At 49.7% G+C, this 15,452-nt stretch carries 6 protein-coding genes and 1 pseudogene; 3 read left to right on the top strand and 4 right to left on the bottom strand.

Annotation, left to right across the window (positions count from 1 at the left end; genetic code table 11):
• Window positions 1–8 precede the first annotated feature (8 nt).
• Window positions 9–998 carry a 2-hydroxyacid dehydrogenase gene (locus GJ746_RS11500; protein ID WP_154680309.1) on the top strand — a complete coding sequence of 330 codons (990 nt, stop codon included), beginning with the start codon at window positions 9–11 and terminating at the stop codon, window positions 996–998.
• A 125-nt stretch (window positions 999–1,123) separates the two neighbouring features.
• Entirely contained in the window at window positions 1,124–1,564 is a 441-nt protein-coding gene (gene hslJ, locus GJ746_RS11495) for a heat shock protein HslJ (protein ID WP_154680308.1), read from the top strand.
• Here the strand turns inward: hslJ and GJ746_RS11490 are convergent.
• Window positions 1,561–1,833 carry a DUF333 domain-containing protein gene (locus tag GJ746_RS11490; protein ID WP_154680307.1) on the bottom strand — a complete coding sequence of 91 codons (273 nt, stop codon included), beginning with the start codon at window positions 1,831–1,833 and terminating at the stop codon, window positions 1,561–1,563. The two genes, hslJ and GJ746_RS11490, sit on opposite strands and share 4 nt — an antisense overlap.
• Before the next feature lie 324 nt (window positions 1,834–2,157).
• Here GJ746_RS11490 and GJ746_RS11485 point away from each other — a divergent pair.
• Window positions 2,158–2,319 (top strand): annotated as a pseudogene (locus GJ746_RS11485) (DinI-like family protein); the annotation flags it as partial.
• 121 nt (window positions 2,320–2,440) lie between these two features.
• On the opposite strand, the gene GJ746_RS11480 reads toward GJ746_RS11485, so the two are convergent.
• The 3 genes from GJ746_RS11480 to GJ746_RS11470 all read right to left on the bottom strand — a co-directional run bounded on the left by GJ746_RS11480 (window position 2,441) and on the right by GJ746_RS11470 (window position 15,452).
• Window positions 2,441–13,876 (bottom strand): phage tail tip protein, encoded by an 11,436-nt coding sequence (locus tag GJ746_RS11480; protein WP_413773434.1) that lies wholly within the window; start codon window positions 13,874–13,876, stop codon window positions 2,441–2,443.
• A 61-nt stretch (window positions 13,877–13,937) separates the two neighbouring features.
• Window positions 13,938–14,552 (bottom strand): tail assembly protein, encoded by a 615-nt coding sequence (locus tag GJ746_RS11475; RefSeq protein ID WP_154680304.1) that lies wholly within the window; start codon window positions 14,550–14,552, stop codon window positions 13,938–13,940.
• A gap of 186 nt (window positions 14,553–14,738) precedes the next feature.
• Window positions 14,739–15,452, bottom strand: a complete 714-nt coding sequence (locus GJ746_RS11470; protein WP_154680303.1) for a C40 family peptidase — start codon at window positions 15,450–15,452, stop codon at window positions 14,739–14,741.

Below are 15,452 nucleotides of genomic sequence, written 5' to 3'. Positions count from 1 at the left end.
AAAGTCATATGAAAATCGCTGTGTATAGTACAAAACAGTACGACAAGAAGTATCTGCAGCATGTTAATGATACATACGGCTTTGAACTGGAATTTTTTGACTTCCTGTTAACCGAAAAGACCGCCAAAACCGCCAACGGCTGTGAAGCGGTGTGTATCTTCGTTAATGACGACGGTAGCCGTCCGGTACTTGAAGAACTGAAAGCCCACGGCGTGAAGTACATTGCGCTTCGCTGCGCCGGTTTCAATAACGTTGACCTCGACGCCGCTAAAGAGCTGGGCCTGCGCGTAGTGCGCGTTCCGGCCTATTCCCCTGAAGCGGTCGCTGAGCACGCGGTCGGTATGATGATGTCGTTGAACCGCCGCATTCATCGCGCCTATCAGCGCACCCGCGACGCGAACTTCTCTCTGGAAGGGTTGACCGGTTTCACTATGCACGGTAAAACCGCCGGCGTTATCGGTACCGGTAAAATTGGCGTCGCCACGCTGCGCATTCTGAAAGGCTTCGGTATGCGTCTGCTGGCATTTGATCCGTATCCCAGCGCGGCCGCGCTGGATCTGGGGGGGGAGTATGTCGATCTGACAACGCTGTACAAAGAGTCCGATGTTATCTCCCTGCACTGTCCGCTGACCGATGAAAACTATCATCTGTTGAACCATGCCGCGTTCGATCAAATGAAAGATGGGGTGATGATCATCAATACCAGCCGCGGTGCGCTAATTGACTCTCAGGCGGCAATCGATGCTCTGAAGCACCAAAAAATTGGCGCGCTGGGGATGGACGTGTATGAGAATGAACGCGATCTGTTCTTTGAAGACAAGTCTAACGACGTTATTCAGGACGATGTTTTCCGCCGTCTGTCCGCCTGCCACAACGTCCTGTTTACCGGTCATCAGGCGTTTTTGACCGCGGAAGCGTTGATCAGTATCTCGCAAACCACTCTCGACAATCTGCGTCAGGTGGATGCTGGCGAAACCTGCCCTAACGCACTGGTCTGATTTTCCTTCGCCTTTTGTGCTCCCCCCTGGCGGGGGGCACATTCAGACAATCCTCACAGAAATTGCCTGCGATAAAGTTACAATCCCCTTCATTCATTAATGCGATAAATATTTATGGAGATTAAATGAACAAGTTTGCTGCGCTTCTGGCGGCAGGAATGTTGCTATCTGGCTGCGTGTATAACAGCAAGGTTTCGACCAGGGCGGAACAGCTTCAGCACCACCGTTTTGTACTGACCAGCGTTAACGGACAATCGCTGAATGCTGCTGATAAACCGCTGGAACTGAGCTTCGGCGAAGAGATGCCGATTACCGGCAAAATGTACGTTTCAGGCAATATGTGCAACCAATTCAACGGCACGGGAAAAGTCTCTGACGGCGCGCTGAAGGTTAAAGAACTGGCAATGACGCGCATGCTCTGCGCGGACCCTCAGTTGAACGCTCTGGACACCACGCTTGGTAAAATGCTGCGTGAAGGCGCGCAGGTCGACCTGACCGAAACCCAGCTGACGCTGGCGACCGCCGACCAGACGCTAGTGTATAAGCTCGCCGACCTGGTGAATTAATAGTTACCGCAGCTTCCGCCCGCCAGCGCCTGCTCGCTGCAGCGTTTGCCGTTTGGCAATGCGCACATGCCGATAGCCGAGCCGTCAAGCTGACGCGCCACTGATAACGAGCCGCCGACCATCGCGCAGTTTGCCTGGCCGGTGCTGCTCATCGCGGCACGCATCCCTGGCGACACATGCGCCGCCGTTGCCTGCTGAACAGGTTCATCATTACTGCTGCATGCTGAAAGCAACAGCGCAGCACATCCCACTAAAAACGCAGCTCGCATCTTCTCTCCCCTCAGATACATCTTAAAATGAACAAGCCCAAGAATAATAGGCAGCTCGGCGCGCCGCGTCGAGAGGCGAAGTACGTATTTATGCGCTGTATTAACATTTTTTAGCAAATTTTTTGGACTCCTTTATGGTGGGACCTTAGATGTGGAAAAGGAGACTACCTGTCGGATACCGTTGTACTGGAATAGAGCCCATGTTAACTGCCCTAATCCAGACAGCATGTGAGACATCATGGCAGAAACCATTAAATAATTCTGATTCTTTGCAAAGTTACTTATTTATCGAGTGGTTAAGAGATTTCCAATCTCTAACCGAAGAAAATAATTCATCATATTTTTCCGGATGCCTATATCAGCGTGAACCCCATGATAGCGCTGGCTTCCATCGACACTGATGCCAGCAAACATGAGAAAAATCAAATCAGCCGGGCCACTCAGGTGGTGTTTGAAGAGGCTGATTTTTGGCTGACTGAAGCATGATTCGACGGTCCGCTTGTCAGCAGACCTCTTGGTTATAAATTGGATGCGATTCGCGCCGCATGCTGATTGCTAATATAGTGGCCATATTGATTTTGGCCCCTTTAGGGGCCTCTCCTGAGAGTTAAGCGACAATCCTGTTACCTTTGCGGAATACCGCAATGTAGGCTCGTTCGCGAAGGTAGCCTCGGTTAATAGTGTTACCGTTAGAGTCGATGTCGAACGATTTCCCATCAAAGCGAGGGACATAAGGCGTATAGGTCATAATTCCGCTGGCGCGACCGCTATCCCTGACACGGACGATAATCCTGTTTTGTTGCCCCTTACCAGCAGCCGGAAGATCGAAGCCGCGAATCGCATAAGCTCTCACCCCGCCGTTATTTCCGGTGTCGATGGAGTAATACTCCCGCTCAGCCCTTCCGGGTGTCTGGACGATTACCTTGAACTCGTTACGGAACCCAGAGCCGACTTGAACAACAAGGTTAGTGTCAATGCTTCGGTCGAAGTCATCCCCGTTGATCTTCAGAATCTCGTAGTCGCCAGCGTTCACATCGCTGTAGTTCTTAAGAGGAATTGTGTTCGACTCCGCAATCATCACATCGCCTTCAATCTTATTAGCGTAAACGGTGCCGTTAAAATAGCCGTCAGTCGCGTGCACGGTGCCGGTAAAAGTTCCACTGTTAGCATGAACTTCCCCGCGCACGACTACATTATTAAATTCGCTGGCTCCCGATTTAGTAATACGCCAGCCCTGACTCCCTCCTACGTAGTTATTTGACTGAATATCTCCTACTTTTGCGCTGGTTATGGAGCCGTTTTTAATATAAGCGGCATTCATGTAAGTCACGCCACTATCAACAACAAACGGTGTCGAGACTGCTCCATTAGCATTGTTAATAAGAGCAAGGCGATTTGCATTGATGAGAAACTGACTTGTCCCTGTGCTATCAGCTCCTAATACAACTCCGCCAACAATTTTATTTCCTTTGCTATCTACCTCTACTTTCAATGTCCACGATGCAGATACAGTTTTATCCAGACTTGCTATTGTTTCTGATTGTTGCTTAATCTTCGCCGTGTTATCTCCAGCAGTTGCATTTAGTTGTAAAAGTTGTTTGGTATGAGAGTCTACATCTTTTCCTTGTATATTTACCTTGCTCTCTAAAGTGCTCAATGCTGATGAGGTCGCTTTCCCCTTTACTTCATTGATGAGTGAAGTGAGACTTTTACTATTACTTTCAATATTGCCTTTGTTAATCTTTACATCGGCAGTGAGAACATCCACCGCCTTTGCGGTAACAGTTCCATCTGCTTTAGCTTCGTTTGCCGTGTTATCTTCCACCACGATAGAGGAAATAATGACCGACGCGTTTGCCGGGTAACAAAACACCTCAATACGTCCGCGAACCGTTGTTGTTTTAGCAGTAAATTTTGCTATTTGCGTTGAAAAAGCGGTGGTGAATATCAGAGTCTTATCGTTCGCGTATGAGAATGCACCACTATTGGGGTACTCTATAAAACGAACCATCAAATTCATTGCGCCGCTTACACCTTTTGCTCTCACTCTAACGATTATTGGACGACCAACGTTACCCCCAGAGGTATTTTGCAACGGATAGAGTTCAAATGTACCGGATGTCTTACTGTCAGAACTTCCGTTAGTTCGAATCACAGGGTTACCTGTTCCGGCCTTTGTCATTTTGACACCAGCTGAGCCGTCTTCCCCTATATTCGCGGCCCAATCAATGCTTCCACCAGTTCCTGCTGCATAAGACCACCATTGAAGACCAGTGTTAAATCGACCATTAGGATTTAGCCCAACCCCCTGATACGCTGTCGCGTCTAGTGAACTTGTTAAATTCGTAATCGAAGTCGACTGAGAACTAATGTTCCCTTCTGCAGCCGTGACACGAGTTGTAAGGGCATTTAACGCTGTTACAGTGGCTTTCGTATTATTTAAGTTAGTAACACTGTTATTAAGACTTGTAATCGCTGTTCCATCTGAAGTAATTTTTCCCTCCGCTGTTGCCACTCGATTAGTTAGAGCATTTAACGCTGACGTATCGGCTTTTAGTTTAACGTTTTCGTTAGTTGCATTCAGATTATTAGTTAGCTTCGTAATATTTTCACTTTGGCTGGATAGAGTATTTTCTGTCTTGGAAACACGATTAGTTAGAGCCGTAACTGCCGCTGCATCAGCTTTTTTGCTGATGTTATCATTCGCCGTTTTCAGACTATTTTCCAGACTTGTAAGAGAACTACTGGCCGAAGTAATATCTTTACCCTGCTGCGTAACCGTGTTCTGAAGAGCAGTAATTGCGGAAGCGTTAGCGTCCGCCTTCATCATGACGCCACCTGCGGCGCCTAATCCCATCATTACACCATTCACAAACTCAACTGACGTCGAGATAAAAGCATTCTGATCACCACCAGTAGGTGATCGCAATTCAAGACCATCACCAGCTTTCATACCCTTACGGCCAAGCAGAATGTAGGCTCCACGATATGGTAAAGAATTAATGACTTCAGTCGTACCGCCTAAAAGCTCAAATGCTGCGGTAATAGAAGAACGATATCCAGTAGGTTCATCATTAGTGAGGATGCATACATATACACCATTAGCCAGGGCCGCAATATCGTCCGACATCGTCTTACCATTAGCTGAAGAACCAAAGACGTCATACGTTTTACTGGTGTTTATAGATGTTGAACCGTTACTGTTTGTCTTAAATGTTACCAGCGCATAGCTTCGTCCCGGACTAAAAAGTTTATTTCCAGATTCATCGAAAATCCCCTCTTTTGCACTTGAGCCATTACCTTTTGAAACAATAGTGAAAACCGTACGACGTCCCAATGATGCCTGTAGCGAAGTCACATTACTGTTTGACGCAGTAATATCCTTACCCTGCTGGGTTACAGTATTCTGAAGAGATGACAGTGCCGTAGCATTGGCAGAATTATTCATCTCATCAGTGATATCAAAAACATAGAAACTGTCGATCCATATTTCAGCTGCCGTTGGATGACAATACAGTCCAAAGGCATGAGCATCTACACCACTGGCAGGAGTCAGAGAGGTATTCCATGTATAAGTATTCCACCCTGCATCAAGCGTCAGAGTTTTATCCTCATACGTCCCCTCTTTACCACCAGAGTAATTCCAACGACGTAAAAGCATATTTTTAGCGCCGCTCACGCCTTTAGCGCGAACTACAAAGCGATATCTGCGCTGACCATTGGCGGGAAAAGGACGCTTATTGCTGACAAAAATACCTGGTGAAGTTGTCGTGTTCACTTTGGCCAGCTTAACCCCTTTTCCGCCATCTCCGTAATCGCCAAACGTTATCGGGTTCTGAGCATTCTGCTGCAGACCCCAACCGACTGCACCTTGCGCAAAATTACCGTTTTCTACAAGGTTTCCGCCAAGGCCTCGCAGACTATCGATATTGGAATTAGTCGTACTAACATTGTTATTCAGAGTAGTTATCGAACTACTCTGAGAGTTCAGCGTTTTGCCCTGCTCTGTTACCGTACTCTGCAGTGTCTGGAATGCGGCAGCATCAGCCTTCTTATTCACATTATCATTTGTGGTTTTAAGGCTATTTTCTAAGTTTGTGGCACGCTGCGAAACGCTGGAAATATCTTTCCCTTGCTGTGTAACCGTATTGCTCAGCGTATCCAGAGCTTTGGCAGTAGCATCAGCGGTGTTTTGCGCCTGGTATGCTGCCGTTATATTGCGAAAATGCCAGTCAGTCACATACCAGATAGTCCCGAAAGGCGAACTCTGGTTGATTTGCAGAAACGGCCTGATGTATCCACGATCAACCATCGTCTGAGTGACTTTTACCTTCCATGTTGCGCGCGTCCACGCAGTGGTTTTTTTCGTATTCCCGCCAGTAGCAAGAGGCGATCCTATGCTGCCATTTGAGCTGGTCGCGGTACCAATATAGAAGTTGAAATCAGCGCTGCCAGCGCCGCAGGCAACCAAAGCGGAAATTTCGAAAACATCATTTAGCGTAGCTGGAATTGCTGCCCAGTTCGGATGATGGTCACGAGCAGCCAGTTTTGCCACATTAGCAAATGGACAGCCTGTCGGAACACCGGACGAAGTCGATGACACAACATTGAACCCCATTTGACTAAATGCAGGATCAAATGTCGGGTTGGAAACCAGATCGCCACTGGATGCGTTCCCGGCGCGAACAGCCGCAGTCAGAGAGGTGATATTACTGTTGGCAGATGTCACATTATTTTCGGTCTGAGTCATCCGGCTGCTCAGCGCATTGAGCGCAGTCTGTTCAGCCTTCTTCGCCACGTTTCCGTTTGTGGTGGATAGATCGCTCTGTAACCTGGTAATAGATGATGTGTGAGTGGAAACTGTTTTCTCTGTTTCTGTCACACGGTTTGTTAAGGCGGTCAATGCTGAGGCATCAGCTTTTTTATTCACATTGCCATTCATCGTGGCCAGATCGTTATTCAGCCTGGTAATCGCGTTGCCCTGGCTGGTTATATTTCCTTCTGCCTTCGTGACTTTCGTATCCAGTGCAGAAACGGCAGAAGCGTTAGATGCGATATTCATCTCATCAGTGATATCGAAAATATAGAACGAATCTATCCAGATTTCTGCCGCTGAAGGATGGCAATACAGACCGAATGCGTGCGCATCTACACCACTCTCAGGAGTCAGCAAGGTATTCCAGGTGTAGGTATTCCAACCTGCGTCCAGAGTTAAAGCTTTATTCTCATAAACCCCTTCCTTGCCGCCAAAGTAATTCCACCGACGTAACAGTATATTTTTAGCACCGCTCACACCTTTGGCACGAACTACAAAGCGATATCTACGCTGACCGGTAATCGGTATCGGGCGCTTATTGCCCACAAAAATACCAGGCGAAGTGGAGCCAACTTTCACCAGTTTCGCGCCTTTTGAGCCGTCGCCATAGTTGCCAAACGTTACCGTATCCTGGCCACCCTGCTGAAGACCCCAGCACGCCGCTCCCAGAGCAAAATCACCGTTTTCTACAAGGTTTCCGCCCATGCCACGTAAACCGTCCAGATTTGCATTTGTCACACCCAGATTGTTTTCCAGTGACGTGATCGCATTGCTCTGTGTGGTCAGCTTGCTCTCCTGCTGGGTTACCGTATTCTGCAGACTCTGCAGCGCCGTTGCGTCAGCCTTCTTGCTGATGGTGTCATTCGCCGACTTCAATCCATTCTGAAGGCTGGTGATAGCGCTACTGGCTGAATTAATATCCTTACCTTGCTGAGTCACAGTGTTCTGTAATGTAGTCAGCGCGGTAGCATCAGCTTTTTTGTTAACGTTCGCGTTCGTCGTCGACAGATCATTGGTCAGTTTTGTGATGCTGCTGCTCTGACTAGTAATCGTACCTTCCGCTTTTGTCACTCGACTGGTTAAAGTCGTAAGTGCTGAGGCGTTTGCACTGGCAAGGTTCTGCGCTTCATTCGCGTCTGTAATGTCCGTGATAACAACGTCATCAAGATACAGCTCATAGCCAGGCGTTCCGCTCCCCGTCGCACCACGACACGATATCCAAACAACGCCCTGAGTTTTTCCTGATGGCAGAGTGCATTTGCCTGAGAATTTGACCCACTTATCGCGACCACCGAGACTCGCTTCATTGATAGTAATGGCGGTTTGCCAGGCATTGGCACCAGCTGCATTTCTGACGTTGATCCCGACAATCGTTGACCAGCCACCAGAAGGTGTCTGGTTTGCGGGCATCATAGCCCACAACTCAATACGAAAGACGCCATTCTCACGAACGGCGGAGCGAGTGCCAATAAACTTGTCACTGTTTCCAGCTTCATTTGCCAGACGTTTTACTCGTAATGACTTAGAACCGGTAAACTTCTGTGCAGTTGTAACACTGGCCTGATTAGTGTTTCCAACCTGTGCACCATCGGCATAGCTTTCGAGGGAACCATCAAACCACGGGTTACCAACCTGTGCCTGTAATGTGCCAATGCTATTGCTGAGAGATGTAAGACTATTGCTCTGACTTGTAAGAGAATTTCCTTGGTTGCTGACAGTCGTACTTAACGCAGATAATGCTGTCGCATTAGCGGCAATATTCACCTCATCGGTGATATCAAAGATATAGAAGCTGTCGATCCAGATCTCAGAAGCATTTGGGTGGCAATACAGACCGAACGCATGCGCGTCTACGCCAGTATCGGGAGTCAGTAAGGTATTCCACGTATAGGTTTTCCATCCTGCATCCAGAATTATGTTTTTATCCTCATACGTACCCTCTTTACCACCAGCAAAATTCCACCGGCGCAGAAGCATATTTTTAGCACCGCTCACACCTTTAGCGCGTACTACAAAGCGATATTTACGCAGACCGGTAATCGGTATCGGGCGCTTTTTGCCCACAAAAATACCAGGCGAAGTGGAGCCAATTTTCACCAGTTTCGCGCCTTTTGCGCTCTCGCCAAAATTGCCAAACGTTACCGTATCCTGGCCACCCTGCTGAAGACCCCAGCACGCCACTCCCTGAGCAAAATCACCGTTTTCTACAAGGTTTCCGCCCATGCCACGTAAACCGTCCAGATTTGCATTTGTCACACCCAGGTTGTTTTCCAGTGACGTGATCGCATTGCTCTGTGTGGTCAGCTTGCTCCCCTGTTGGATTACGGTATTCTGCAGACTCTGCAGCGCCGTTGCGTCAGCCTTTTTGCTGATGGTGTCATTCGCCGACTTCAATCCATTCTGCAGGCTGGTGATAGCGCTACTGGCTGAAGTAATATCCTTGCCCTGCTGGGTCACGGTGTTCTGAAGATTTGTTATCGCAGAAGCATTCGCTTCTGCCTTCATCATCACGCCACCTGCGGCTCCCAGCCCCTGCATAACCCCATTCACAAACTCAACTGACGTCGAGATAAAAGCACCCTGATCGCCGCCGGTGGGCGCCCGGAGTTCAAGACCATCCCCCGGTTTCATTCCTTTGCGACCAAGCAGAATGTACGCTCCGCGATACGGTAGCGAATTAATGACCTCCGTTGTCCCGCCAAGCAGCTCAATAGCTGAGGTAATAGAAGAACGATAACCAGTAGGCTCATCATTAGTCAGGACGCATGTATAGACGCCATTAGCAAGAGCGGCAATGTCGTCTGACATAGCCTTGCCGTTGTTTACCGAGCCAAAAAGATCATAAGTCTTACTGGTATCAATAGAGGTTGAACCGTTGCTGTTTGTCTTAAATGTTACCAGCGAATAACTTCGGCTCGGGCCAAAAAGCTTATTTCCAGACTCATCAAAAACTCCATCCTTCGCACTCGACCCGTTGCCTCGTGATGTGATGGTAAACACCGTGCGGCGGTTAATGGACGTCTGTAGGGACGTTATACTGCTGTTTGATGCAGATATCGCTTTTTCCTGCTGAGTCACTGTGTTTTGCAGTGTCTGTAGCGCGCTGGCTTCCGCCTTCTTATTGACGCTGGCATTCGTCGTGGTCAGGTCATTCTGCAGCTTTGTGAGCGCCTGACTCTGGCTGGTTAACGTCTTATCCTGCTTGCTGACACTGGACTGCAGGCCAGTGATAGCACTGCTGTTTACAGAAACGCCCGATTCAGTTTTTCCTACGCGGTTGGTCAGCGAGGTCAGCGAATTGCCCTGGCTGGTTAACGTGCCGCCCTGCTGTTCCACTTTTTGCGTGAGTGACTGCAGCGCGGTTGCATCGGCTTTTTTCCCGAGCGAAGTTTCCAGCCCGCTGATTTTGCTGGCCTGTGCGCTCTGCGCGGTCGACAGGGAACTTAGCTCCTCCGCGACCGTGGATTTATTCTCGTTGAACTGCGTCTGCAGCGACTCCCGCGCCACGACTTCTGCACGGTCAGCGGTGATACGGGCATTCATTTCCTGGTAGAGAAGACCGGAGCGTAAATCGCTCAGGCTATTGCTGTCGGTGGTGCCCCGGATCTGTGCCGCCAGCGTGGAGCGCTTCATCGCCTCCGCTTCGTCCGCCTGAGTCCGCGCCATCTCCTCATTACGCAGGGCGGCTGTGCTGGCCGCCGGTGCCGGGCGACCAACGGAGATCCAGTGGATCAGGAAATAGTTGTCGGCGTTCTGCCCCTGAGCCAGGTCTATACGAAAACGACGGACGGTGCCGGACGCATTCCAGTTCACATCAGGGATAGCCACCACGCTGATACCATCACCATCAAACTCCTGCTCTGCAATAGTGACCGAACGAGCATCGTTCCAGCCCTGTTCATCGGCCCCAATCCAGTAAAACCGTCCTTTCCAGACCGGATTACCGACACGTTTGATACGCAGCATGATAGTGCGATAAGAGGAGGCTGGGATTGTTTGTCCATTGGGCGAGCGACAGGAGGCCGTACTATTAGATGCTTTCAGCCAGCCCTCATCCGTGATTTGCATCGGTACCTGACCGGCGTCATCCTCGGTCCACCCTTCGTTGTCTTTATCGAAGTACCAGATACTGAACGAATCAAACTGCTGGCCGCTGCCGGCAGAGATTTCAGCAATCTGACGGGCCAGCGACTCATCGCCATCCTGGATAACCGTCTGCAGGTTATCAATAGCCGCCACGCGCTCATTTTTTTCATTCAGCAACTGGTCTGCCGCCTGCGCGGCTTTCGCGTTCACGTCCGCGATTCGGTCAGCGGTCTCCTGCTTCACCGCTTTATCCCAGCCGGTGTTGGCCTGGGCAATAGACTGTTTGAGGCTGTTTTCAACCGTCTGCAGCTGGGATTTTAACGCGGAGTCACCCTCGGCCAGGACTTTGTTAACGTCAGCAATCTGCTGGTCAACAGAAGTATTCATCTCAGTAACGGCATCCGAGAGACTCTGATTCACTGCCGAAATATTGTCGTTCAACGTCTGGTTGACGAGGTCGATATTCTCCGTAATCGATTTATTAACCGACTCTATCTGCCCATCAACCTGTTTACGGAGCCCTCCCACGGTATCATCAATATTCTGATGAATATCCGTGACCTGCTGGGCTACCTCATCACGAATAGCATCGGCGGTTTCCGTCAGCGCTTTATGCGTGTCCCCTATATCCCGCTGGGCTTCCTGCCAGGCTTCAGTGTCTTTAATCGCGTCCGTCAGCTTATCGTAATACTCGTCGATATCGTCGCTGGCCATCCCCTGCACCCAGGAGGTCCAGGGACTTTCGTTACCGAGGCGATCGACGATTCGCGCCCGGTACCAGAACGTCGCCGCAATCTGCAGGCCCATCTGCTGATACGTTTTCCCCGGATACGTTACGTCCGATAAAGCCATCGCCCCGCTGCCGTTCGGATTGGGACTGTACTGAAGTTCCGTTTTCTGAGTATCGCCAGCGCCGTCGGGAAACGCCCATTGCAGTTCAACGCCATGCAGCAATGACGTAGTAGTCAGGGCAATCGGCGCAACAGGCATGCCGATTTTTCCAGTCAGTATTTTCTCATCCGAATATGCCCAACCGCTGGACACTTCCGCAGCATTGATAGCGCGTACTCTTACCGTGTATCGCCCGGCATAAATTCCGCCGACATCAAACGAGGTCACGGAACTACGAGGAACGTTTACCCAGTTACCTTCATTGCGACGCCACTGTGCCTCATAAGCAATGGCATTTTTGACAGGAGCCCAGTGAACCTGAAGCGTTTCAACGCTAATTCCCTGATTAACGACCGAATAAGACTCAACAACGATATTAGCTGGCGCATTTTGATTCCCCGGAGGGATCACGCTTATCGGTCGGCTGTCAATAATCGCGCCGGTATCAATCCGGGCGTATTTATCCGGATCGTGCGCGGCAGCGGAAATAGTAAATGTACTATCGTTATTATCTTTAACGCTCACCACACGATATTGCTGAACCCTGAGAGAGTCAGATTCTATTGCCCATACGCATTCCGTTTCCGGTAATTCAGCGTATTCGGCGGTGACGGTGACAACATGGCCATTAACGTCCTCGATGGTTCGGCTCTGCGTCACGCCCGATGGCAGGTTCAGCAGCAGCCTGTCTCCGGCTTTCGCTTCCGTCTGGCGATCGAGCGTAATCACGCAGCCGTCCACTTCACTGGTGCGGCCACCGTTGACTTTCCCCGCCAGCATCTCGTCTGCCACCGCAATAACATAGCCAGGCTGCGGGATATTACCGTCCAGTCCGACGGAAAAAGTGACCACGCGATCTTTATTGTTAGTCAGGATCCCCCAACGGCCTTTACGGTTGGCCTCCGACTGGCGGGTACAGCCAATCGCCGTCAGCTCAAGTTGATTAAACCCGTAGCGGGCTACCAGCGGCTGCTCAAAAACCGGCTCCATCGCATCGGCATACTCGTTCTCCGGATCGGACCAGGAAACCAGCGCATTGGTGTAGCGCGTTTTGCTACTGCTGCTGGCGTATTGAAAACGACCATTAATAACGTTAGCTCTGGTGTAGGTGTAATCAATATCGCGAGGCATATCCGCCAGAGCAATCACCTGGTCGCCGCTCCAGCAGGTCATGCCGCGGAAAATAGCCGCAAAATCGCGCAGCACCGTATAGGCATCATTGCGATTCTGAACATAGACGTTACATAAATAGCGCGGCTCTGTCCCATCTCCGCCTTTGCCATCGGGTACGGGCTCATCGCAATACCGCGCAACCTGATACAAGGTCCATTTATCAATATTTTCTGAGGTAAGCCGATTCCCCAGGCCAAAACGATCGCTGACGATCAGATCGTAAAAAATCCATGCCGGGTTATCCGTCCATGCCCATTTAAATGCCCCCGTCCAGATACCGGAATACTCCCGGGTCTCCGGATCGTAATTGTCAGGCACGCGAATGACGCGGCCGCGAGGACTGCAGGAAATTTTAGGGATAGAGCCATTAAACAGGCGCGAGTCGAATTCTACGTACAGCAGAGCCGTATTGGGATAACGCAGTTTTGCATCAAGCACCTCGGCATAGCTTTGCAGCATCATAACATCGCCGGTTTTCGAGGAGTTTGCATCCTGGGTAACCTTGCGTAATCGCAACACCCAACCGGTCGTCGAGCGAGGTAAATCAATGCGGTGACACCGTTCATAGCCGGCAGTGGTCTTGCCGCTAACCGCGCTCTCCAGCACCGTCTGCCAGCTACCGCCGTCGGTTTGCAGGTCAACGGCGTAGCTCACGGTGTTCCCCACCAGATCGCCATTATCTTCCTGTTTAAGTAAAGATGGCCATTTTAAGCGCAGACGAACAGCGGAAAGCTGAGTATTGCTAAATGAGCGGCTCCATGCCGTTTTACTGGAGACTTCCATGCCCACATTAATTTCATTTTCTGAGCCGGGGATCCCTTGAATATAATTCTGGGCCTGAGTGCCGGGACGAAACTCCCAGGCAACGCCGCTAAAATTTTGCGAACCGTCGGAATTTTCCAGCGGCGTACCATCAAGATAAATATCTTTCGCGGTGAGCGCACCGGCAAACTCACCTTCACCGAGAGCAAGCAGAACTTTAGCTTTCGCAACAGATTGTAAATCGTCTGGCTGTTCTGTGGGGGTACGCGGGCTTGAACTACCGCCCTTACAACCTTTAATGAGGTGCTGTGTCATAGATATTTTTTCCATAAAAAAACCACCCGAAGGTGGCCATAAATGAGAGAAAGCGGATGTTTTACTGCTGGTCTTCTACATAAATTCCTGCTGATATAATTGCGCCACCGATAAGCCGCTTACCGTACAGAAGCGGTACCGGATACCCTTGGGCAGTGGTATTTGTCACCCCGCCAAAAGCGTAGGAGGCTTTATTTTCAGGAGATTGTTGGCTGGCTAAACCAGGAACCTGAGGGGAGAGCATCTGCAGGACGCCGCCGAGAGCCATTGAGGCCCCGAGCATGGCAGCGGTTCCCCATCCGCTGCCAGCAGAAATGGCGGCAAATATACCGCCGGCCCCCATTGTTGCTATTGAGGCGACCGCAATCAATGCCACACCTAATATCGTTTGTAACATTCCGGCCTTTTTACTACCAATAACGACCGGCACAATTCGTATTACTTTGTCACTAATGGGGAACGGAATATCATCTTCACTAATATTTTTCTTGCCTTTAAAAACAGCATACGTTAACCCCATAGCTTTACTGTTGTTCATAAACTTTTCGAAACCGTTTATGGTACAACACAATGCTCTTATCGCTTCAGATGCGGTGGCTACCATCCGACAATGATGTTTACCAAATTTCTTACCGAGAATTCCACCCAATTCAATCCTGACCATATGTTCTTGCATAAATCCTCCATCTGTCGGCAGATATTATGAAAAATCATAATTTTTATTCTACCATCGATAATATTGCGCGCCTGGCTGACTGGAAAGCGAGTCAAGCTCCTTAAATTGAATAACGCTAATGCGCGGATGCATTTGATATCATGTAATTTGAAGTTCGAAGGCCTTTCAGCTTTTTTTATTACTCACTTAATTATCCTTAACAGGATAGCGCAAAACCTTTACCGTTCTTTCCTGCCAGTATCCACCATAAGGCACCCGCTGGCTTAAATGGCCGTACAGATGATGAAGGAGCATATTTCCCTCCAGCAGAATACCGGCATGATTCCACTTATTCGCCTGTACCTGCATAATTACCATATCACCAGGCTGCGGCGGACCATAAAACTCGCGAAAGCCACATTCATACCAACAATCATGATAAAAGTTATCAGGGTAGCTATCTTCCCACCACGGATAGTCCACCCGATAATCCCTCAGCTCAACGCCATGCTGTTGGCGAAAATAACTCATTACCAATCCCCAGCAATCATAGTGCCCAAGCACAAACGGGCGTTCCAGCAGCGGTAATTCCCCGCGCGGATAAATCGTACGCAGATCGCCTTCTGGCCAGCTGAAAATATGCCACGGCAATAACATCGCGTCACATTGGGCTTTATCCAACTCACTTGGCTGAGTCGTGGCATCAGGATGGCTGTGGACAATGCCAGTAACAATCCCCCAGTCCTCTACCTGAGTATAATCCTCCGGCGCAAGGACAAAATGCTCCAGGGGATCATCCGCAATATTGCGACAGGGAAAATAGCGCGCTATCCGTCCCCTTTGCGCAATCACACCGCAGCACTCACGAGGATATTCCTTTCGCGCATGCTCCTGAATAGCCCTGATAACCTTCAGACGCAT

Source organism: Klebsiella oxytoca, from assembly GCF_009707385.1.
GTDB lineage: Bacteria > Pseudomonadota > Gammaproteobacteria > Enterobacterales > Enterobacteriaceae > Klebsiella > Klebsiella oxytoca_C.
This window is presented reverse-complemented; position numbering and strand designations above follow the sequence as displayed.

Bases quoted from the DNA above. Each gene is read 5' to 3' on its own strand.
- GJ746_RS11500 (WP_154680309.1), top strand. From the start codon at position 9: ATGAAAATCGCTGTGTATAGTACAAAACAGTACGACAAGAAGTATCTG.
- hslJ (WP_154680308.1), top strand. From the start codon at position 1,124: ATGAACAAGTTTGCTGCGCTTCTGGCGGCAGGAATGTTGCTATCTGGC.
- GJ746_RS11490 (WP_154680307.1), bottom strand. From the start codon at position 1,833: ATGCGAGCTGCGTTTTTAGTGGGATGTGCTGCGCTGTTGCTTTCAGCA.
- GJ746_RS11480 (WP_413773434.1), bottom strand. From the start codon at position 13,876: ATGACACAGCACCTCATTAAAGGTTGTAAGGGCGGTAGTTCAAGCCCG.
- GJ746_RS11475 (WP_154680304.1), bottom strand. From the start codon at position 14,552: ATGCAAGAACATATGGTCAGGATTGAATTGGGTGGAATTCTCGGTAAG.
- GJ746_RS11470 (WP_154680303.1), bottom strand. From the start codon at position 15,452: ATGCGTCTGAAGGTTATCAGGGCTATTCAGGAGCATGCGCGAAAGGAA.